The organism is Pseudomonas sp. LS_2 (assembly GCF_042709235.1).
Taxonomy (GTDB): Bacteria; Pseudomonadota; Gammaproteobacteria; order Pseudomonadales; family Pseudomonadaceae; genus Aquipseudomonas.
In genome coordinates this window covers 112,592-132,984 of sequence record NZ_JAVAYC010000014.1, presented here as the reverse complement: position 1 = coordinate 132,984, position 20,393 = coordinate 112,592, and the positions used below count along the sequence as shown (strand labels likewise).

General features: G+C 64.8%; 23 protein-coding genes. 9 read left to right on the top strand and 14 right to left on the bottom strand.

All coding sequences use genetic code 11. The features are described from left to right. Positions 1-27 precede the first annotated feature (27 nt). Positions 28-939, bottom strand: a complete 912-nt coding sequence (locus RAC97_RS15010; protein ID WP_375102020.1) for a LysR substrate-binding domain-containing protein — start codon at positions 937-939, stop codon at positions 28-30. A gap of 249 nt (positions 940-1,188) precedes the next feature. On the opposite strand from RAC97_RS15010, the gene RAC97_RS15005 reads away from it, so the two are divergent. Further along, entirely contained in the window at positions 1,189-2,976 is a 1,788-nt protein-coding gene (locus RAC97_RS15005) for a monovalent cation:proton antiporter-2 (CPA2) family protein (protein ID WP_375102021.1), read from the top strand. 107 nt (positions 2,977-3,083) lie between these two features. Further along, positions 3,084-3,500: a DoxX family protein gene (locus tag RAC97_RS15000; RefSeq protein ID WP_375102022.1), complete on the top strand. Its 417-nt coding sequence runs from the start codon at positions 3,084-3,086 to the stop codon at positions 3,498-3,500. Between the two features lie 65 nt (positions 3,501-3,565). Here the strand turns inward: RAC97_RS15000 and RAC97_RS14995 are convergent, their stop codons facing one another. From RAC97_RS14995 to RAC97_RS14980, 4 genes are all read right to left on the bottom strand, one after another. Further along, positions 3,566-4,585 carry an alpha/beta hydrolase gene (locus RAC97_RS14995; protein WP_375102023.1) on the bottom strand — a complete coding sequence of 340 codons (1,020 nt, stop codon included), beginning with the start codon at positions 4,583-4,585 and terminating at the stop codon, positions 3,566-3,568. A 30-nt stretch (positions 4,586-4,615) separates the two neighbouring features. Further along, complete coding sequence (locus RAC97_RS14990) at positions 4,616-4,858, bottom strand: DUF2790 domain-containing protein (protein WP_375102024.1); 243 nt, start codon at positions 4,856-4,858, stop codon at positions 4,616-4,618. Positions 4,859-4,989: 131 nt separating this feature from the next. Continuing rightward, complete coding sequence (locus tag RAC97_RS14985; protein WP_375102025.1) at positions 4,990-6,477, bottom strand: YifB family Mg chelatase-like AAA ATPase; 1,488 nt, start codon at positions 6,475-6,477, stop codon at positions 4,990-4,992. A 185-nt stretch (positions 6,478-6,662) separates the two neighbouring features. Then, complete coding sequence (locus RAC97_RS14980; RefSeq protein ID WP_375102026.1) at positions 6,663-6,932, bottom strand: accessory factor UbiK family protein; 270 nt, start codon at positions 6,930-6,932, stop codon at positions 6,663-6,665. Between the two features lie 414 nt (positions 6,933-7,346). Here RAC97_RS14980 and glnK point away from each other — a divergent pair, with 414 nt between their 5' ends. The 3 genes from glnK to sutA all read left to right on the top strand — a co-directional run bounded on the left by glnK (position 7,347) and on the right by sutA (position 9,865). Next, positions 7,347-7,685 (top strand): P-II family nitrogen regulator, encoded by a 339-nt coding sequence (glnK, locus tag RAC97_RS14975; protein ID WP_375102027.1) that lies wholly within the window; start codon positions 7,347-7,349, stop codon positions 7,683-7,685. Positions 7,686-7,728: 43 nt separating this feature from the next. After that, positions 7,729-9,063, top strand: coding sequence for an ammonium transporter (locus tag RAC97_RS14970; RefSeq protein WP_375102028.1), 1,335 nt, complete (start codon positions 7,729-7,731; stop codon positions 9,061-9,063). 475 nt (positions 9,064-9,538) lie between these two features. After that, positions 9,539-9,865, top strand: coding sequence for a transcriptional regulator SutA (gene sutA, locus RAC97_RS14965; RefSeq protein WP_375102029.1), 327 nt, complete (start codon positions 9,539-9,541; stop codon positions 9,863-9,865). 90 nt (positions 9,866-9,955) lie between these two features. Here sutA and RAC97_RS14960 read toward each other — a convergent pair whose 3' ends face one another. The 6 genes from RAC97_RS14960 to RAC97_RS14935 are packed head-to-tail and all read right to left on the bottom strand — an operon-like array spanning position 9,956 to position 14,567. After that, positions 9,956-10,651: an HAD family hydrolase gene (locus RAC97_RS14960; RefSeq protein ID WP_375102030.1), complete on the bottom strand. Its 696-nt coding sequence runs from the start codon at positions 10,649-10,651 to the stop codon at positions 9,956-9,958. Next, the gene (xerC, locus tag RAC97_RS14955; RefSeq protein WP_375102031.1) at positions 10,652-11,548 is read right to left on the bottom strand and encodes a tyrosine recombinase XerC; all 897 of its coding nucleotides are present in this window, start codon (positions 11,546-11,548) and stop codon (positions 10,652-10,654) included. It abuts the gene before it with no gap. Then, positions 11,548-12,255, bottom strand: coding sequence for a DUF484 family protein (locus tag RAC97_RS14950; protein WP_375102032.1), 708 nt, complete (start codon positions 12,253-12,255; stop codon positions 11,548-11,550). The genes xerC and RAC97_RS14950 overlap by 1 nt, the downstream gene beginning before the upstream one ends. 13 nt (positions 12,256-12,268) lie before the next feature. Next, positions 12,269-13,099 carry a diaminopimelate epimerase gene (gene dapF, locus RAC97_RS14945; RefSeq protein WP_375102033.1) on the bottom strand — a complete coding sequence of 277 codons (831 nt, stop codon included), beginning with the start codon at positions 13,097-13,099 and terminating at the stop codon, positions 12,269-12,271. A 4-nt stretch (positions 13,100-13,103) separates the two neighbouring features. Continuing rightward, positions 13,104-14,351, bottom strand: coding sequence for a diaminopimelate decarboxylase (gene lysA, locus RAC97_RS14940; protein WP_375102034.1), 1,248 nt, complete (start codon positions 14,349-14,351; stop codon positions 13,104-13,106). A 9-nt stretch (positions 14,352-14,360) separates the two neighbouring features. Further along, positions 14,361-14,567: a lipoprotein gene (locus tag RAC97_RS14935; protein ID WP_375102035.1), complete on the bottom strand. Its 207-nt coding sequence runs from the start codon at positions 14,565-14,567 to the stop codon at positions 14,361-14,363. A 208-nt stretch (positions 14,568-14,775) separates the two neighbouring features. On the opposite strand from RAC97_RS14935, the gene cyaY reads away from it, so the two are divergent. From cyaY to rnk, 3 genes are all read left to right on the top strand, one after another. Then, positions 14,776-15,108: an iron donor protein CyaY gene (cyaY, locus tag RAC97_RS14930; RefSeq protein WP_375102036.1), complete on the top strand. Its 333-nt coding sequence runs from the start codon at positions 14,776-14,778 to the stop codon at positions 15,106-15,108. A 1-nt stretch (position 15,109) separates the two neighbouring features. Then, positions 15,110-15,331 carry a DUF1289 domain-containing protein gene (locus tag RAC97_RS14925; RefSeq protein ID WP_375102037.1) on the top strand — a complete coding sequence of 74 codons (222 nt, stop codon included), beginning with the start codon at positions 15,110-15,112 and terminating at the stop codon, positions 15,329-15,331. A gap of 132 nt (positions 15,332-15,463) precedes the next feature. Then, positions 15,464-15,874, top strand: coding sequence for a nucleoside diphosphate kinase regulator (gene rnk / locus RAC97_RS14920; protein ID WP_375102038.1), 411 nt, complete (start codon positions 15,464-15,466; stop codon positions 15,872-15,874). Between the two features lie 30 nt (positions 15,875-15,904). Here the strand turns inward: rnk and RAC97_RS14915 are convergent, their stop codons facing one another. From RAC97_RS14915 to RAC97_RS14905, 3 genes are all read right to left on the bottom strand, one after another. After that, complete coding sequence (locus RAC97_RS14915; RefSeq protein ID WP_375102039.1) at positions 15,905-18,769, bottom strand: class I adenylate cyclase; 2,865 nt, start codon at positions 18,767-18,769, stop codon at positions 15,905-15,907. Between the two features lie 206 nt (positions 18,770-18,975). Then, positions 18,976-19,221: a TIGR02647 family protein gene (locus RAC97_RS14910; protein ID WP_375102040.1), complete on the bottom strand. Its 246-nt coding sequence runs from the start codon at positions 19,219-19,221 to the stop codon at positions 18,976-18,978. Positions 19,222-19,267: 46 nt separating this feature from the next. Then, positions 19,268-19,576, bottom strand: coding sequence for a hypothetical protein (locus tag RAC97_RS14905; protein ID WP_375102041.1), 309 nt, complete (start codon positions 19,574-19,576; stop codon positions 19,268-19,270). A gap of 146 nt (positions 19,577-19,722) precedes the next feature. Here RAC97_RS14905 and RAC97_RS14900 point away from each other — a divergent pair, with 146 nt between their 5' ends. Beyond that, positions 19,723-20,385 carry a glutathione S-transferase family protein gene (locus RAC97_RS14900; RefSeq protein ID WP_375102042.1) on the top strand — a complete coding sequence of 221 codons (663 nt, stop codon included), beginning with the start codon at positions 19,723-19,725 and terminating at the stop codon, positions 20,383-20,385. The last annotated feature ends 8 nt before the right edge of the window (positions 20,386-20,393 follow it).

Below are 20,393 nucleotides of genomic sequence, written 5' to 3'. Positions count from 1 at the left end.
GCAAGGCCGCTTTCGCAGGCTAGCCGATCACGCCATGTCGCAGTTGGCGAACTCCTCGGCCAGGTGGTCGATCAGCGCCCGCACCGATGGCAGCAGGCCGCGGCGCGATGGGAAGATCGCATGGACGATGCCGCAACGCGGGTGCCACTCGGTAACCAGCTCCACCAGTCGGCCCGCCGCCAGGTCTTCACGCACCGCGATGCGTGGCAGGTGCGCGATACCCACGCCGGCCACCACGAAATGACGCAGGGCGAACAGGTCGTCGGTGACCATGCGCGGGGTATGCCTGATCACCAGGCTGCGGCTGGTGTCCTCGCCCTGGAACAGCTCCCACTGGTACTCACGCTGGGCGCTGCCCCAGTGCAGGCTGGGCAGCGTGCTCAGCAGCTGCGGGTCGAAGCCTTGGGGCAGTTGCTCCAGGTAGGACGGGTGGCCGACCAGGCACTGGGTGCTGGCGCTCAGCACCTTCATTACCATGTCGGTGTTCTCCAGTGGCGGAAAGCGTACCCGCAGCGCGACGTCGAAGCCTTCGTGCAGCAGGTCGACGCGGCGGTTGGTGCTTTCGATGAACAGCTCCACCTGCGGGTACTTGAGCATGTAGCGGGTCAGCATGGGCCCCACCCAGGAGTTGAGCAGGGTGGTGGGGCAACTGATACGCACCAGGCCGCGCGGCTCGCTGCGGTTGCGCTCGATGATTTCGGCGGCACCCTCGGCCTCCACACGCATGGCCAGGCAGCGGTTGTAGTAGGCCTGGCCGATTTCGGTCAGCGAGCAGTGCCGGCTGGTGCGCTGCAGCAGGCGAACGCCGAGGCGTTCCTCCAGGTCGGCGATGCGTCGGCTGAGCTTCGACTTGGGCATGTCCAGCGCCCGGCCGGCAGGGGCGAAGCCGCCGTGTTCGACTACCTGGGTGAAATAGTAGAGGGAGTTGAGGTCTTCCAAGGTGTTCTCCGTTTCCTGGGCATCCAACGCACTTTCAGCGTTCCAGAAACAGGACGCCAAGGCCAGTTTTCGCAGTCTACTGGCCCAAAGGTGTTGAATCTAACCTTTGCTTATCCACGTGAGGCACGTGTCCCCTGAACAGGGCATCACGTCTATTGGGTAGCCGATTGTCCTGGCGCTGCCCACTGCGCAAAATAGCCACCCCCCTTCCATCGATCGCTGCCCCTGCAGTCCACGGAGCCAGAACCCATGCCACACGAAGGCAGCCTTCTTCAAACTGCAGTGATATTCCTGTTCGCCGCAGTCATCGCGGTCCCCCTGGCCAAGCGCCTGCACCTGGGGGCCGTGCTGGGTTACCTGCTGGCGGGCGTAGCCATCGGCCCGCAAGCGCTGGGCCTGATTCGCGATACCGAGAGCGTCGCGCACATTTCGGAGCTGGGCGTGGTCCTGCTGCTGTTCATCATCGGCCTGGAGCTTTCGCCCCGGCGCTTGTGGCTGATGCGCAAAGCGGTGTTCGGGGTCGGCACCGCGCAGGTGCTGCTGACCGCTACGCTGCTTGGCGCCATCGCTTTGTTTGGCTTCAGCCAGACACTGCCTGCAGCCATCGTGCTTGGCCTGGGCCTTGCGCTGTCGTCTACTGCCCTGGGCTTGCAGAGCCTGGCCGAGAACAAGCAGCTCAACGCCCCCCATGGCCGCCTGGCTTTTGCCATCCTGCTGTTCCAGGACATCGCGGCGATCCCGCTGATCGCCCTGGTGCCGCTTCTGGCCGCCGGTGGCCCGGAAACCAGCCACGGCGACAGCCTGGAGCATGGCCTGAGGGTGTTCGCCAGTATCGCCATCGTTATCGTCGGCGGCCGCTACTTGTTGCGTCCGCTGTTCCGCATCGTCGCTCGCACGCGCCTGCCGGAGGTCTCCACTGCCACGGCACTGCTGGTTGTGATCGGTACTGCCTGGCTGATGGAGGAAGCCGGGGTTTCCATGGCCCTCGGCGCGTTCCTCGCCGGGCTGCTGCTGGCGGATTCGGAGTACCGGCATGAGCTGGAGTCGCAGATCGAGCCGTTCAAAGGCCTGCTGCTGGGGCTGTTCTTCATCAGCGTCGGCATGGGCGCGAACCTGCGCCTGCTGCTGGAAATGCCGCTGGTGCTGCTGGGCCTGACCTTGTTGCTGATTGCGGTAAAGCTGGTGGTGCTGTTCGGCGTCGGCCGCCTGGCCGGTGGGCTGAACCGCGCCAGCGCCCTGCGCCTGGGCATGGTGCTGGCCGCCGGTGGCGAGTTCGCCTTCGTGGTGTTCAAGCTGGGCAAGGACCAGGGCCTGTTCGACACCCAGACCTACGACCTGCTGCTCATGACCATTACCCTGTCGATGGCCCTTACCCCGCTGCTGATGCTCGGCTGCGCCCGCGCGTTGAAGCGCCCGCAGCCGGCCAGGGAAGTGCCTGAGCAATACACCACCATCGACGCCGGCACCCCGCGCGTGGTGATTGTCGGCATGGGCCGCATGGGCCAGATCGTCGCGCGCATCCTGCGGGCGCAGAAAATTCCGTTCGTGGCCCTGGAAACCTCGGTGGACGCCATCGAAATGACCCGCATGTTCGAGCAGGCCCCGGTGTTCTTCGGCGACCCACTGCGCGCCGAAGTGCTGCATGCGGCCAAGGTGGGCGAGGCGGAGTATTTCATCATCACCATCGATGACCCGGAGGTGGCCATTCGCACCGCCGAGCGGGTCAAACGCCTGTACCCGCACCTGAAGGTCATCGCCCGTGCCCGTAATCGCCAGCATGTGCACAAGCTGGTGGATGTCGGTGCAGAGCCGATCCGCGAGACCTTCTACTCCAGCCTGGAAATGAGCCGCCGCGCGTTGGTGGGGTTGGGGTTGAGCGAACAGCAGGCGGCGGACCGCATCGCCCGCTTCACCGAGCACGACGAACAGGTGCTCGAAGCCCAGGGCCAGGTTCGCGACGACCGCGCCAAGGTGATGCAGACGGCCAAGGAGGCACGGGTGGAGCTGGAGCGATTGTTTGAGTCCGATGCGGGTTGAGGTTCAGGCGAAGGCCAGACGGGGTTGTACATAGCTGCGCACATTCATCCAATTCACCCACCCTGGTGCATGCCACAGTCCTGCATTTCCACTGCAGGGTGTTTCCCATGGCTAACCTGATTTCGTTCGAATCGCCCAGGCTGACTGCCTTGGGCCTGCTGTTCATGCGGGTCTTTGCGGCGGGGCTGTTGCTGTTGGTGCATGGCGTGCCCAAGCTGCTGGACTGGTCCGGCGAGTTGCAGCGTATCGAAGACCCGCTCGGCCTTGGCGCCACGCTGACCTTGAGCCTTGCGGTATTCGCCGAAGTGCTTTGCCCGGTCCTGCTGGCGCTGGGCGTTTTCGCGCGCCTGGCGTGCTTGCCGGTGATTGCCGTGTTGCTGGTGTCGTTGGGGCTGGTACACCCGGACTGGACCCTGGAGCAGGGGCAATTCGCCTGGTTGTTGCTGGCGCTGTACGGCGGGCTGGCGCTGACCGGGCCGGGGGCTTGGTCGCTGAAAGGGGTGAAGGCAGGAAAAGCGGGTTGAAGGCCTGAAAAAAAAACCGGGGCGGCAAGGCCGCCCCGGTTTGCGTTGCTTGCTTCAGACGCTACTTACTTCAGGTGTTGCTTGATCGCTTGTGCAGCCTGGTCCATCGCGCTGCGGGTACCGGGCACCTGGCCAAGCACGTTGAGCAGGCCGAAGTCGTGGATCATGCCGTTGTAGCGCACGGCGGTCACCGGCACACCGGCGGCATCCAGTTTACGAGCGTAGGCTTCGCCTTCGTCGCGCAGCACATCCATTTCAGCGGTCTGAACCAGCGCTGGTGGCAGGCCTTTCAGTTGATCCAGGCTAGCACGCAGTGGCGAGGCATGGATGTCGTTACGCTGTTTCGGGTCGGTGGTGTAGTTGTCCCAGAACCACTGCATCATGTTTCGGGTCAGGAAGTGACCTTCAGCGAACTGGTTGTACGAACTGTTGTTGAAATTGGCATCGGTCACCGGCCACAGCAGGGCCTGGAAGCGCAGCTTCGGCGTACCGGCCTCTTTGGCCTTGATCGCTACCACTGCGGCCATGTTGCCACCGACACTGTTGCCCACGACCGCCAGGCGGCTGCCATCGACGCCGATCTGCTTGCCGTTTTCGGCGACCCAGCGAGTGGCAGCGTAGGCTTGGTTGATCGCGGTGGGGAACTTGGCTTCCGGCGACGGGGTGTAGTCGACGTAGACCGCTGCTGCACCGGAACCGACCACCAGGTCGTGGATCAGGCGTTCGTGGGTGGGGTAGTCACCCAGTACCCAGCCACCGCCGTGGAAGAACATGAACACCGGCAGCTCGCCTTTTGCGCCCTGTGGGCGCACCACGCGGATCTCCAGGGGCTGGCCGTCGACCTGGAGGGTGCGACGCTCGACCTGAATACCGGATACATCCACCTTCACGCTGGCCTGGGCGCCGGTGAGCACGGCGCGGGCGTCTTTCGGCGCGAGGGTTTCCAGCGGCTTGCCGCCACCGGCGGCCAGGGCCTGGAGGAAGCCTTGGGTGGTGGTTTCAACGCCGGGGCTGCCGGCGGCGAAGGCACTGTTGACGGCGAGGGCCAGCAGGCCGGCGGCGGTAAGGGTGCGGGACAGTTTCATGTTCAAGCTCCTGGGGCGATGGGCCGTTGATCAGTTCTGGTTGGCGTTGATGGCTGGGCGGATGTAGCTGACCTTCTGCACCTGGCCGTCACTGTCGCGGTAGGTAAGGGTGGCAGTGCTGGCGTGGCCGTTGGTGGCTTTGGCATCGACTGCGATTACCTGGGCGATGTCCAGGTCCATGCCGTACTGGTACGGGGTGGCGGTCTGGGCGAAGGCGCTGGCGCTGCTGCCGAGGACAAAGGTGGCGATGGCGATGGCTTTGCTGAAGGTCATGGCGGTTCTCCGATAGCTTTGGGAAGTAGGGTTGGCGACTGCTCGCTGCTTGAGGTTTATATTGCGCGATAATATTTAGCGCACAAAATAGATTTCATCTATCGGTTCGATTGACGCAGTGCATCATCGCTTTAGGATCCCGGTCGGTACTGCAGCGCCTCAGCCAAGTGCAGGCGCCCGATCTGCTCGACCCGCTCCAGGTCCGCCAGGGTTCGCGCTACCTTCAACAGCCTGTGCGCCGCTCGCAGGGACAGGTTCAGGCGCTCGCAGGCTGCCTCCAGCCAGGCTTGGTCTTCGGCCAGCAGGGAGCAATGACGGCGCAGCCCCTCGAGGTCGAGAAAAGCATTGGCGCTGCCTTGGCGCTTCTGCTGTAGCTCACGTGCCTGCGCCACCCTCGCGGCAACGTTGGCACTGCTTTCGCCGCAGGGCTGGTGGGCCAGCAAGGTGCTTTCCCGGGCCACGGTCAGGTGCAGGTCGATGCGATCGAGCAGGGGGCCGGACAACTTGTTGCGATAACGTTGCACCTGTTCGGTGCTGCACCGGCAGCGCGCCGAAGGGTCGCCGAGGTAGCCGCACGGGCAGGGGTTCATGGCTGCCACCAGTTGGAAGCGCGCGGGGAAGCGCACTTTGTCCCTCGCCCTGGCCACCACGATCTCGCCGGACTCCAGCGGCTCACGCAACACCTCCAGCACCCGCCGCTCGAACTCCGGCAATTCATCGAGAAACAGCACGCCATGGTGGGCCAGGGTGATTTCGCCGGGTTGTGGACGGCTGCCTCCGCCGACCAGGGCCGGCCCCGAGGCGGAATGGTGCGGATGACGGAACGGCCGCTGCGGCCAGTTGCTCAACGGCGCATGGCCGCTCACCGACTGGATCGCCGCCACTTCGAGCGCCTCGCGTTCGTCCAATGGCGGCAGCAAGCCGGGCAGGCGACTGGCGAGCAGGGTCTTGCCCGTGCCAGGCGGCCCGGTGAACAGCAGGTTGTGCGCGCCAGCCGCCGCCACCAGCAGTGCACGCTTGGCGGCCTGCTGGCCCTGCACCTCGCACAGGTCCGGGTAGGGCCGGTTTTGCAGCAGCAGACCGTTGGCCGCGTAGGGCGGCAACGGCACCTGCCCGTTCAGGTGTGCCACCAGCTCCAGCAGGTGCCCCACTGCATGTACCACCAGGCCACTGGCCAGGCTGGCCTCCTCGGCATTCTCCCGTGGCACCACCAGCGCCCGGCCCGCGTCGCGTGCCGCCAGCGCCGCGGGTAGAACGCCCTGCACCGGACGTAGCGCGCCCGACAAGGCCAGCTCGCCCAGGCATTCGATATCGACCAGCGGCCCGATCGGCACCTGGCCATTAGCGGCCAGGATCCCGAGGGCGATCGCCAGGTCATAGCGTCCACCGTCCTTGGGCAGGTCGGCGGGTGCGAGGTTCTGGGTGATGCGCCGCGCGGGGTAATCCAGGCCAGAGTTGACGATGGCACTGCGTACCCGGTCCTTGCTTTCCTTGACGGTGGCCTCGGGCAGGCCGACCAGGGTCAGGCTGGGAAGGCCGTTGGCCAAATGGGTTTCTACGCTGACGGCAGGCGCTTGCACGCCCACCTGGGCGCGGCTGTGGACAAGGGCGAGGGACATGGACACTCCGTGATCGCTGGCAAAGGCCGCTTCCTGCGGCCCGGTGAGGATAGCCAACGCGAGTGGGGTGCCCGGGTGGGAAAGTGCATCGGTATTTGTCCGCTAGCACCTGGGGCTACGCGACGACCTTCATCCCTGCGGGGAGACCGGTTCGCTTGCAGCGTGGCCTGTAACGCTGGGTAGGTTCACTGCTGGTCAGGCGCCGCCGGCGCCATGCGCGCTTCCAGTTCCGCGACCTGTTTCTCCAGGGCCTCGAGGCGGGCGCGGGTGCGCGCCAATACCACCATCTGGCTGTCGAATTCGTCGCGGCTGACCAGGTCCAGCTTGCTGAAGGCACCTTGCATCAGCACTTTGAATTGGCTTTCGAGTTCGGCGCGCGGCTGCGCGGTGTCGCCGCTGAACAGGCGCGAGGCCTGATCGCTGAGGGCGTCTAGAAAGGCTTTGGGCGCGAGCATGGGCGGCTTTTTCCGTAAGTCGTGAAAGGGCCGCAGTGTAGCACGCGGAGCGAGCAGACCCGATGCAGTCCAAGGTTGCACACTTTTTGAGCGAGGCCGGGGTGCGCTGCGCACCGAAAGTGTGCATGTTTTCCTTGGTGGCTACTGGCCAATCCCGACTAAAGCACGCAACTACTTGTTTTTCAGTGGTTTAAGCGACCTGGCAAGGTTTCTGCAAAGACCATCGCGAGCCATGCACTGATGCAGTCCCTTGAGACCAGGCAGTGCGCAGGCCGAGCCGCATGGCCCTTTGCCGCAGGAAGTAGAAGGCGAAGGGAATGGAACCGACGACGCGTTACAAAGCCAGGCGCTGCGCTTAGACTTGAGACGGGTTTGTTTTCCTGGGGCAAGTCCATCAAATCGGGAGAAAGTTTCATGAAGCTAGTCACTGCCATCATCAAGCCGTTCAAGCTGGACGACGTGCGCGAGTCGCTGTCGGATATCGGCGTGCAGGGCATCACCGTGACCGAGGTCAAGGGCTTCGGCCGTCAGAAGGGCCACACCGAGCTGTACCGTGGCGCCGAGTACGTCGTCGACTTCCTGCCCAAGGTGAAGATCGATGTCGCCATCGCGGACGACAAGCTCGACGCCGTGATCGACGCCATCACCAAGGCTGCCAACACCGGCAAGATCGGTGACGGCAAGATCTTCGTGGTCAATCTGGAGCAGGCGATCCGCATCCGTACCGGCGAAACCGATACCGACGCGATCTAAGCAAAAGCCTCACCAAACCCAACGCGCCCCAGGAGAAAACAACATGACTCTGCGTAAGATCGCAGGGCTCGGAGCCCTATTGTCCCTCGTAATGCCCGGCCTGGCCCTGGCAGAGGAAGCCGCTGCCCCTGTGCTGAACTCCGGCGACACCGCCTGGATGCTCACCGCAACGGCATTGGTGCTGTTCATGACCGTCCCGGGCCTGGCCCTGTTCTACGGCGGCATGGTGCGTTCCAAGAACGTCCTGTCGGTGATGATGCAGTGCTTCGCCATCACTGGCCTCATCAGCATCCTGTGGGTCGTCTACGGCTACAGCATGGCCTTCGATACCACTGGTATGGAGAAGGGCGTCCTCAACTTCAGTTCCTTCGTCGGCGGCTTCTCCAAGGCCTTCCTCAGCGGCGTAACGCCGTCTGGCCTGACCTCCGCCGCTGCACTGTTCCCCGAAGCGGTGTTCATCGTCTTCCAGATGACCTTCGCCATCATCACCCCGGCGCTGATCGTCGGTGCCTTCGCCGAGCGCATGAAGTTCTCCGCCATGCTGATCTTCATGGCCGTCTGGTTCACCCTGGTCTATGCGCCGATCGCGCACATGGTCTGGAGCGGTGACGGTGCGCTGATGTGGGATTGGGGCGTGCTGGACTTCGCTGGCGGCACCGTGGTGCACATCAACGCCGGTATCGCAGGCCTGGTGGCGTGCCTGGTGCTGGGCAAGCGCAAAGGCTACCCCACCACCCCGATGGCCCCGCACAACCTGGGCTACACCCTGATCGGCGCGGCCATGCTGTGGGTCGGCTGGTTCGGCTTCAACGCAGGCTCCGCCGCTGCTGCCAACGGCACTGCGGGCATGGCCATGCTGGTCACCCAGATCGCTACGGCCGCCGCTGCGCTGGGCTGGATGTTCGCCGAGTGGATCGGTCACGGCAAGCCAAGCGCCCTGGGCATCGCCTCCGGCGTCGTCGCGGGTCTGGTGGCCATTACCCCGGCTGCCGGCACGGTCGGCCCGATGGGCGCCCTGGTGATCGGTCTGGCTTCGGGCGTGATCTGCTACTTCTGCGCCACCAGCCTCAAGCGCAAGCTCGGCTATGACGACTCCCTCGACGCCTTCGGCGTGCACGGCATCGGCGGCATCGTCGGCGCACTGCTCACCGGCGTGTTCGCAGCCCCTGTGCTGGGTGGCTTCGGCACCGTCGAAGACATCGGCGCACAGGTCTGGGTACAGGCCAAGGGCGTGATCTTCACCGTCGTCTACACCGGTATCGTCACCTACGTGATCCTCAAGGTGCTGGATATGGTGATGGGCCTGCGTGTCAGCGATGAAGAAGAGTCGGTCGGCCTCGACCTGGCTCAGCACAACGAGCGTGGTTACAACCTGTAATCAAGCCGTAGTGCCAAAAAATGCCCAGCCGTTGCTGGGCATTTTTTTGCCTGTCGGAAAACTGGAAAAAGGTGCGAACTCGCCTTTTTTCCAGGCGTTTTCCGGAGGGCAAACGGTTAATCCGGCACGTTCGCGTTGTCTGCAGAAAACTTACAGTGCAACGGGTGTTTGTGGTGCTTTGCTTTTTCCGCGAGCGCGCTAGAATGCGCGCCGAAGGGTGTTTGACATGCTGTCCGCACACTTCGCTACGCTTTGCTAGGCTTGCCAGTAGCGTAACGCCAGCAGCGGTGCCAAAAAAAAGATTTCGTCAGGTCCAGCCAGGAGCGAGGGCCTGCAGGGTGGAGGGCTCTCACCAGGAGTCGGACATCCAGGGCAGTGGCCAACCCACGGCCAGTTGAATTTTCACCAGAAGCCGCCGGTCTACGGCTGCACTGGTCTATAACTAACCTGCTTTTCGCAAGTCATGAGGTAGAACATGAGCGACGACGATCTGGAAAACGACGACCTCGAGGTAGGCGACGAGGACGAGGGCGACGAGGGTTTGGAAGCTGCGGCTGACGACGGCGTGGAAGACGCTGGCGAGGACGACAGCCCGGCACCTGCTGCCAAGGGTAAGTCCAAGGCAGCTGTCTCGGTAGACGAGATGCCGAGCATGGAAGCCAAGCAGAAAGAGCGTGATGCCCTGGCCAAGGCGATGGAGGAGTTCCTCTCGCGCGGCGGCAAGGTGCAAGAGGTCGAGGCCAACGTGGTCGCCGACCCGCCCAAGAAGCCGGACAACAAGTACGGCAGCCGTCCTATCTGAGTGTTTGAATGCAAGAAAGCCCGCCGTCGCTGCGGGCTTTTTTGTGGGCGCTAGGAAAAAAGCGTGAATTTTCTTTCCCCCGCGGTGCTATCAGCGCCAGCGAGCCAGTACATCCGGCAACTGCGACAGGCGCTGTATCTCGGCATCCGGCGCCTGCTCGCCAGCCCAGGCCTTGCCCTGGGGGTTGAACCACACCGCTCGCAGCCCGGCACGCTGGGCGCCGGCGATGTCATCACCGGGGTGGTCGCCAATGTGCACCGCGGCATCGGCTTGCACATTGCCCTGGCGCAGCGCTTCCAGGAAGGGCGCCGGGTCTGGTTTGCCAACCCCTAGGTCCTCGGCGCACAGGGCGAAGCGGAAGTAGTCCGCCAGGCCCAGGCGGCGCACGTCGGCATTGCCATTGGTGACCACGCCCAGGGTGTACTGATGGCGCAGGATCTCCAGTACCGGCTGCACCTCCGGGAACACTTCCACCTGGTGCCGCGCATGCAGGAACACTTCGAAGCCCTCGTTGGCCAGCTCCTGCGCGTGCTTCTCGCTGTAGCCGACTTCCTCCAGGGCGTGGAACAGCACGCGGCGGCGCAGCGCGCTGATGCGGTGCTTCAGGCCAGGCTCCGCCTGCACCAGGCGCTCGCGTATGCCATACAGGTGCTCGACCGGCACGCCGCCAAGGCTCGGGGCGTTGGCCGCGAGCCAGTCGCGCAGGACGATTTCCGCGCTGGCGATCACCGGCGCGGTGTCCCACAAGGTGTCGTCCAGGTCGAAGGTAATCAGCTTGATGCTCATCTATTCGGTGCCCTTGCTGCGTTTGGCCCGGGGGTGGGCGCTGTCGTACACCGCGGCCAGGTGCTGGAAGTCCAGGTGGGTGTAGATCTGCGTGGTGCTGATGTCGGCATGGCCAAGCATCTCCTGCACGGCGCGCAGGTCCTGGGACGACTCCAGCAAGTGGCTGGCGAAGGAATGGCGAAGCATGTGCGGGTGCAGGTGCTGCCCAAGCTCGCGCTCGCCAGCGGCCTTGACGCGCAGTTGGATGGCCCGTGGGCCGAGGCGCTTGCCCTGGCGCGAGAGGAACACGGCGTTGTCGCGCGGCGCGCTGATGCCACGCACCTTCAGCCAGGCCTGCAACGCCTCGCGGGCCTTGCGCCCCACAGGCAGGACGCGGGTCTTGCTGCCCTTGCCCTGTACCTGCACCAGGCCGCCTGCGAGGTCTAGCTGCTCCAGGTCGAGGTTGGTCAGTTCCGACAGACGCAGGCCCGAGGAGTAGAACAGTTCGAGGATCGCCTGGTCGCGGCGGGCGATGAAGTCATCGTCGACGCCGCCGTCCAGCAGTTGCAGCGCGCGGTCGGTGTCCAGCACCTTGGGCAGGCGGCGCTCGCCCTTGGGCGGGCTCAGGCCGTTGGCCGGGTCGTGGCTGCACAGGCCCTCACGGTTGAGGTAGCGATACAAGCCGCGCACCGCTGACAGCAGGCGCGCCAGGCTGCGCGAAGACTGCCCGTGATGATGCTGGCGGGCCACCAGCTGGCGCAGTTGCTGGACTTGCAGCGCGGCCCAGCCGGCAATGCCCTGGGCATTGCAGAACTCGATGACCTTCTCCAGGTCGCGGCGGTAGGCCAGCAGGGTGTGGTCGGACACCTGGCGCTCATTGCGCAGGTGCGCGCAATAAGCTTCCAGCTGGCGTTCCATCAGCGCACCGAACGCAGGGTCTGGGTCAGGCGCGGGACGACGCGGCCGAGGACTTCGGCGATATAGCCGAGGAACAAGGTGCCGACGCTGCTCTTGTAGTGCTGCGGGTCGCGGCTGCCGATCGCCAGCACGCCGTGCAGGCCTTGGTGCTCCAGGGAGGCGACGGCACTGGAGCCGACCTCCTGGTGTTCGTCGCCGAACAGGAACACCAGCTCGTGCTCGCGCAGATTGCCGCTGACGGTCTTGCCGCTGCCCAACAGGCCGCCGATGGCCTGCTGCGCTTCGGCGTTGCTGACCCAGCGGCCGACCGGCGCGGCGTTGTCTCCGAACAGGATCAAGCTGACGAACGGCACCTGGAATTCCTGGCGCAGGCTGTCTTCCACTGCCATGACCACCTCTTCCAGTGTGCTCGCATCGAGCAGGTCGAGGATCAACCGGCGGGTCTTGTCGAACAGCCGGTCGTTGTCCCGGGCGACGTCCATCAACTGCGAAAGGCGGTGACGCATCTCGATGTTGCGTTCGCGCAGCAGCTGCAGCTGGCGTTCCACCAACGACACGCTGTCACCGCGCTGGTGCGGGATGCGCTGCTCGATCAGCAGCTCGTCATGTTCGGCGAAGAAGGTCGGGCGGGCGCGCAGGTAGGCGACCACCGCCTCGTCGTCGAGGTCGGTGGCGTGCTGGGGTAGAGCCTGTGGCTGATCGGTCATGGCGGTTACTCGCTTAGAGACGAACCTGTCCTTCGTAGACGCGTACGGCGGGGCCGGTCATCAATACTGGCTTGCCGGGGCCGCCCCACTCGATGGTCAGACGACCACCGGGCAGGTCGATGATCACCGGCGAGTCCATCCAGCCTTGGCTGATGGCCGCCACGGCAGCGGCGCAGGCGCCAGTACCGCAAGCCAGGGTCTCGCCAGCGCCACGCTCCCATACCCGCAGGTTGGCGCGATGGCGGTCGACCACCTGGATGAAGCCGGCATTGACCCGCTGCGGGAAGCGGGGGTGGTGTTCGATCTTCGGGCCCAGCTGGTGAACCGGGGCGGTCTGCACGTCATCGACGCGCAGCACCGAGTGCGGGTTGCCCATGGACACCGCGGCGATCGGGTAGACCTGGCCGTCGAGCTCCAGGTCGTAGCTTTCGGCCTGCTCGTCGGCGACAAAGGGGATCTCGGCCGGCAGGAAGCGCGGTGGGCCCATGTCGACACAGACCTGGCCGTCGTTCTGCACGTCCAGCACGATGATGCCGCCCTTGGTTTCCACGCGAATACGCTTCTTCGCGGTCAGGCGCTTGTCCAGCACGAAGCGCGCGAAGCAGCGTGCCCCGTTGCCGCACTGCTCAACTTCCGAGCCATCGGCGTTGAAGATGCGGTAGCGGAAGTCCACTTCCGGGTTGTTCGGCGCCTCGACGATCAGCAGTTGGTCGAAGCCGATGCCGGTGTGGCGGTCACCCCATTGCTTGGCATGCTTGGGCTGGATGTGCGCGTGCTGGCTGACCAGGTCGAGGACCATGAAGTCGTTGCCCAGCCCGTGCATCTTGGTGAAACGCAGCAGCATGGGTTCACTCCGGCAGCAGGCTTTCGCCGGCGAACAGTTCGGCAATGGTCTCGCGGCGGCGCACTTCGAAGGCCTGGTCGCCATCGACCAGCACCTCGGCGCAGCGGCCACGGGTGTTGTAGTTCGAGCTCATGACGAAACCATAGGCGCCTGCGGACTGCACGGCCAGCAGGTCACCCTCGGCCAGGTTCAGCTCGCGCTCCTTGGCCAGGAAGTCGCCGGTCTCGCAGATCGGCCCGACCAGGTCGTAGGTACGGCCCTGGCCTTCGCGTGGCTTGACCGCGCTGACACCCATCCAGGCCTGGTACAGGGCTGGGCGGATCAGGTCGTTCATGGCTGCATCGACGATGGCGAAGTCCTTGTGCTCGGTATGCTTGAGGTACTCCACGCGGGTCAGCAGCACGCCGGCATTGGCCACGATGTAGCGGCCCGGCTCGAACACCAGCGCCAGGTCGCGCTCGCCCACGCGCTCGCGGATGGCCTTGATGTAGTCGGCTACCAGCGGCGGTTGCTCGTCGCGATAGCGCACGCCGACCCCGCCGCCGAGGTCCAGATGGCGCAGATGGATGCCGCAATCGGCGAGGCGGTCGACCAGGTCCAGCAAGCGGTCGAGGGCATCGAGGAACGGGGCGACGGTGGTCAGCTGCGAGCCGATATGGCAGTCGACGCCGATCACGTCCAGGTTCGGCAGCTGTGCGGCGCGCACGTAGATGGCTTCGGCATCGGCGATGGCGATGCCGAATTTGTTTTCTTTAAGGCCCGTGGAGATGTACGGATGGGTGCCAGCATCGACGTCCGGGTTCACACGCAGCGAGACCGGGGCCACCTTGCCCATCTCGGCGGCCACTACCTGCAGGCGCTCCAGTTCGTCGGTGGACTCGACGTTGAAGCAGTGCACGCCCACTTCCAGGGCGCGACGCATGTCTTCGCGGGTCTTGCCGACGCCGGAGAACACCACGCGGTCGGCGCGGCCACCGGCGGCCAGTACCCGCTCCAGCTCGCCGCCGGAAACGATGTCGAAGCCCGCGCCCAGGCGCGCCAGGACGTTCAGCACGCCCAGGTTGGAGTTGGCCTTGACCGCGAAGCACACCAGGCTTTCGGTTCCTTCGAGGGCGTCGGCGTAGCTGCGGTACTGGGCCTCGATGTGGGCACGCGAGTACACGTAGGTGGGTGTGCCGAAGCGCTCGGCGATGGCCGACAGGGCCACGCCTTCCGCGAACAGTTCAGCGTCGCGGTAGTTGAATGCATCCATGGGATTTCCTTACTGCGCTGGCGACTGCTCGGGCTCGTCTTGCGCCGGCGCAGGTTGCGCGGCCGGTTGAGCGTGCTGGTGCTGGTGCTGCGACGACTTGCGGGCTTTGCCGTCCTTGCCGTCTTCAGGCAGGTACAGGGGGCCTTTCTGACCGCAGGCCGAAACGAGGCAGGCAACCGCGACCAGCGCCGCGAGGGAGGAAATCAGGCGCTTCATTGGGGTGAAATCCTTTGAAATATGCAGTATTGCGCCGAGTATACCGAGCGACCGGCAGCTTGCCTATGCAAGGGGCGGCCCGCCCGGCGGGGCGCGAGGGTCTATCCTCAAGTACTCATGCCCGCCCCGTCGTAACCTTTGCATTCAACGCCAAGCGTCCGTATCGTGCCCGGCTTGCGTGTGTGCAGCCAATTTCGAGGTTCCTGCAATGAGTTTGAGCGAAGCGCGTTTCCATGATCTGGTCGATACCACCCAGCAGGCCCTGGAAGACCTGTTCGACGAGAGTGGGCTGGACCTGGATATGGAGAACTCCGCCGGTGTGCTGACCGTCAAGTTCGACAACGGCAGCCAACTGATCTTCAGCCGCCAGGAGCCCCTGCGCCAGTTGTGGCTGGCCGACCGTTCGGGTGGCTTCCACTTCGACTACGACGACGAGTCGGGCAAGTGGGTATGCGAGAAGAGCGAGGAGCTGCTGGGCGAGATGCTGGAGCGGATCGTCTGGGAACGTGCCGGCGAAAAGCTGGACTTCGACGAGATCTGAGATGAGCCAGCAACCCCGGCCGGCCAAGCCGCTGTACAGCAACGTCAGCCCGGCGGTGCCATCGCCCTGCATCAGCGTGTGTCGACTCGATGAGCACAAGGTGTGCACCGGCTGTTTCCGCCACGTCGAGCATATTCGCGAGTGGCGCGCCGCCGACGACCAGCGGCGCAGGCAGATCTGTCACGAGGCGCAGGCGCTGCGGGCATCGATGCCACGGGCTTGAGTATTTGCCCCGCTGTGTTAGTGTCGGCCTGGCATCGGCATCGCCGAAAGCATTCGCAAACCCCGCCCTTGGGCGGGGTTTTGCTTTATCTATCGCCTGAAAATCGTTTGCTGAATGGAGTCTGACCGAATCATGAGCGCCAAGCCTTCCCTCATTCTCACTCGCCTGGACGTGCAGCGCCTGGAGCGCCTGCTCGACAGCCTCGACGAGAGCACCCCCGGCGTGCTTGCGCTGCAAGGCGAGCTGGATCGCGCCGAACAGGTGGTGGGGCACGAGGAGGTGCCGGCACGCGTGGTAACCATGAATTCGCGGGTGCACTGCCGTGAAGAGGCCAGCGGCACGGACTACCTCCTGACCCTGGTCTACCCCAAGGACGCGGGGGTGGAGGGCAATGTGTCGATCCTGGCGCCGATCGGCTGTGCGCTGCTGGGGTTGTCGGTGGGCGATCAGATCGACTGGCCGGCGCCGGGTGGCAAGACCCTCAAGCTGAGGTTGCTGGAGGTGGAGTACCAGCCGGAGGCGGCGGGGGATTTCGACCTGTGATTGCCTCGGGGCTGCTGCGCGCTCCCAGGGTCAGGGCTCCAGAGTGGCCTGCAACTGCTCCAACCCATCGTTCAACGCCTGCTCCAGCTCGCGCTTGTAGCGTAGGTAGCGCACCGTCGAGCCGCGCTCGTCGCCCAGCACCTCGGACAGGTCCAGGTCGGTGATGTAGCAGCGGTAGCTGTCGGCACCGCTGCGCTGGCGCAGGATCTGCCGGGCCACCACGGTGTACAGCTGGTCGCCATGCTCCAGTTCGGAAAACTCCAGCTGGTCGCAATACAGGGTGACGTGCACCTCGTCCCCTGTACCCGCCTGCACGATCGCCTGGACTTCGTAGTAGGAGTGGTCGCCATCGACCAGCGGCGTCGGCCTTGCCTCCAGGCTGCGCGCCTTGCCGGTGCCGCTGGGTAGCAACTGGTAGTAGAAGATGTCGGGCGAGGTCTGTTGCAGGCTTTCCAGCGGCAGCTGCGCAGCGTGGCGCACCAGCACCGATTGCAGGAAGCGTTGCAGGGGTAGCAACAGGTGCGCTTCGTCATGCAGCGGCAGGCGCTGCTGCCACAGTGCGTTGTATTCATCCAGCACATAGAGGTCGGCCCAACCTTCGAAGAGCCGGTAGAACACCTGGATGCACTGTGGCTGGCCCTGTTCAAGCACCAGCGGCAGGTCGTGGTCCTGCAGGGCGTTGCTATCCAGGTGCAGGGGGCTGTACTGGCTGCGCTCCTGGCCCAAGTGCGCCAGTACTGCATCGTGGCCTTCGAGGGTGGTCAGGCCGACCTGGCCTGGTAGCAGCTCCAGCACATGGGTGTGCTGCGCCACTTGCAGCAGGTAGCGGTGGTTCAGGCCTTGGTCGAGCAGCAGTTGCAAGGTATCGAAGATGTCCTCGACCCGCAGCGCGATGGCCTGCGCGCGGTTGTGGCAGAAGCAGCGTACCCGCACCCGCGGCCGGTGCGTGCGCTGGCCGAGGCTGTTGAGGAAGTCGCGCAGGCAGCGCAGCAGCGCATGCTCGCCGTCGTAGCGCTGCACCAGCACTTCGTTCCAGCTGTTGAGGGTGACCTGGTCGAGGGTCAGCACCAGGTTCTCGCGCACCCCGGCATAACTCAGCGAGTCGGTGCGCTCGGTGGTCATGAGGATATTCAGGTCGCGGTGATGGCGCAGCGGGTCGACCCCCACGTTGACCAGCAGCAGGATCTCGTCGGCCACGCTGGGTTGCAGCAGACGCACCTCGCTGACCGTTTCCAGCGGCAAGGGAATGCTCAACTGCAGGCTGCCCAGCAGGTTGAACAGTTCGAACTCGGTCAGGTCGCTGACCCCAGGATGCAAGGCCAGGCGGGTGCTGCTGTCGATGACCCCGTTGCGGTGCGCCCAGGCCAACAGTTCGAGCAGTTCGCGGCTGCGCTTGATCGGGTTGAAGTGCTCCCATTCGTGAACCCCGAGGTTGCCGTTGTACAGCCCCCAGTGATGGGTGCCGGGCTCCTTTCGGTTGGGCGACTGCACCAGGGTCACGGTGTCTTCGGCGACGTCCGGGGCAATGCCAGGGTTGATCACTTCGATCTTGCCGGCCCGGCGTTCGAACGCTGCGTACAGGCGCCGGCCCAGCACATTGAGGTCGCGCTGGTCGGCGCGGCTGCTGGCGTCCTGGTTGCGGGCGAACTGGCCGAGGAAGCGATAGCTGTGGTTGAGCTCGGCCACCAGCTCGCGGCGCTCCAGTGCCACCTGGCGCACTTTCCATTGGCTGCGGCTGTCGAGCAGGGCCAGCTGGCGGTCGTCCCAGCCCCACTCGGTGGTCAGGCGCTCCAGCAAATCACGCTGCCAGCCACCGCTGCGCGCACGGCCCAGGCCGCTGAGCTTCTTGTTCACCTTCAGGTACAGGCTGCGGCGCACCAGCTCCAGGCGCGCGGTTTCGCCACGGCGTTGCAGGTACTGCTCGATGCGCCGGTAGACCATCACGTAGGGGTCGAGCTCGTCGAGCTCCAGGCGGTTGGCGAACACCGCACGCTTGTAGTCCAGGCTCAGGCAGCGCACCTGCGGGTGCTCGCTGGCGTACACCTCGGTCAGCAGCAGCTTGAGCAACGACTTGTAGGGCGAGTCGATACCTTTGAACAGCTGCCATAGCCCCGCGCCGACGAACTCGCCGGGCGGAATATGGGCGAGGTGGCCGAGGTCCAGGGCGTCGCTGGCGCGGATGAAGCGCTTGCTCAGCAACGTCTCGGTGTAGGCCTGGTAATTGTGCTCTTCGTAGACCGGCACCAGCCACCACAGCGGTGTGCGCCCGGCCAGCCAGATCGCCGTGCGATAGAACTCGTCGAGCAACAGGAAGTGCTGGGTCGTGCCGCAGTCGTCGGAACTGAGCTGGCCGTCGCGCTCGCCCTGCACGAAACCCTGTGGCTCGATCAGGAAGAAATGCGCCTCGGCCCCCAGGCTGGCGGCCCAGGCTTCCAGCAGCTGGCACTTGCGGCGCAACTCGGCCAGGGCCGCTTCACCCAGGCCCGGCGCGTGGCACACCCACAGGTCCATGTCGCTCTGCTCGGCCTGGGCCAGGGTGCCGAGGCTGCCGATCAGGAACAGACCGTGGATCGGCCTTGTCGTGTTGCCATGGCGCGTCTTGTAGGTGAACGAGCGGGTCAGGCGCTGGGCTTCGGCCAGCAGCTCGGCATCGGGTTCGTAGTTCGACACCCCGGCCGGGGTGGCGCCCGAGACGTAGCCGGGCAGCAGCGGGTGGTTGACGTGAAAGAACAGTGGCAGCAGCGTCAGCACCTGCTGCTGGCGGCTGGAAAGCCCCTCCATGGCCCGCGCCATGCGTCCCTGGTTAAGGCGCAGAAAACGTTTGCGCAAGGTCGCCAGCACCTTGCGGTCGATGCCTTCATCCAGGTCGGGGCGGATTTCATGGGGGTGGTTCATGGGGTGCTCGGGCGGGCCAGGGAAGCACTGGCGAGTTTAGCCTGAGTGGGAAGGGTGGATAAGAGGGGAATGGCATTTTGACGCCATTTTCCCAGCGTCCTTTTGCCCGTGCATGCGCGACCCACAACCGCGAGGATGATACAGCCCCTGCAGGAGCGGACTTGCCCGCTCCTGCGGGGGCATGGTGGTGCGCAGCCAGCGTGGTGTTACGCGGTTTCGGTGTTTTTCAGAATGGTCAGCAACTGCTGCACGCTCTGCGCCGCGTCCAGCCCCAGGCTGGTGAGGTAGCCGCCGTCCGGCTGGTCGGTGAGTTGCTTTTCATGCAGGCGTTTTGCAGCGGCGATCAGGGCTGGCGAGGCGTTGCTGTGGACCTTGATGCCTTCCTGGTGGCTGTCGAGGTTGAACAGGGCGAGCACTTCCAGTTCGGCGATCAGTTCGGGGGGGAACGACATAGGGTGACTCCTGACTTCCAGACAAGGATGGAAGTCAGGAGTGTAGTCAGGCTTCGTCGTCGTCGCCTTGATTTGCCTCAGGCGGCAATTCGGGCAGCGCGCGCAGGGCGTTCTCGTACCACTCGCCATTGAACGGGCGGTCTTCGCTGAGCATGGCGTCGATCTCGATGGCCAGCACGTGGGCCATCAGGTTTAGGATGTCCTCGCGCTCGTAGCCGACCAGCGTCAGCTTGTTGAAGGTGGCTTTGGCGGCAGGCGGCTCGCCGTTCTCGATCTGGTTCTCGATGGCCTGGGTCAGGGTCGCCTCGGCGAAGGCTTCATCGTCGTCGTTGTCGATCTCGTCGTGTTCGCTCATGGCGTCGCTCCTGGGGTGGGGCGCACAGTGTGCCATGCCTGCGGTGGCAATGCCCGGTCATCGACCGGGTGGATGTCACTGGCCAAGGCGCAGGCTGCGGGCTATAACAGCCGGGCCATCCCCACACGGCCTGGAGGCTGTCACACATGCTCAAGCTTCATGGATTCGCGGTCAGCAACTACTACAACATGGTCAAGCTGGCGTTGCTGGAAAAGGGCCTGCCCTTCGAGGAAGTGCTGTTTCTCGCCGGGCAGACGCCCGAGGCCCTGGCCATCAGCCCGCGCGGCAAGGTGCCGGTGTTGCAGACCGAGGACGGCCAGTACCTTAGCGAGACGTGCGTGATCCTCGAGTACATCGAGCAGACCCAGCCCGGCAAGCCGCTGCTGCCGGCCGACCCTTTCGAGCGGGCCAAGGTGCGCGAGCTGCTCAAGGAAGTGGAACTGTACATCGAGCTGCCCGCGCGTACCTGCTACGCCGAGGCATTCTTTGGCACGGCGGTGGAACCGCTGGTCAAGGAAAAGGCGCGCAGCGACTTGCTGGCGGGCTTTGCCACCCTAAAGCGCAATGGCCGCTTCGCGCCCTACGTGGCAGGTGAGCAGCTCACTCTCGCCGACCTGATGTTCCGCTTCTCGGTCGACCTGGCCGCGGCAGTGGGCAAGAGGGTGATGAGCGTGGATTTCCTGGCGGACTTCCCCCAGGCGAGGGCGTTGCTCGAGTTGCTGAAGGACAATCCGAACGTGGTGCGCATCGAAGCCGACAAAGAGGCGCAGATGCCGATGTTCATGGAGATGATCAAGAACAAGCGTTGATCTGGCGA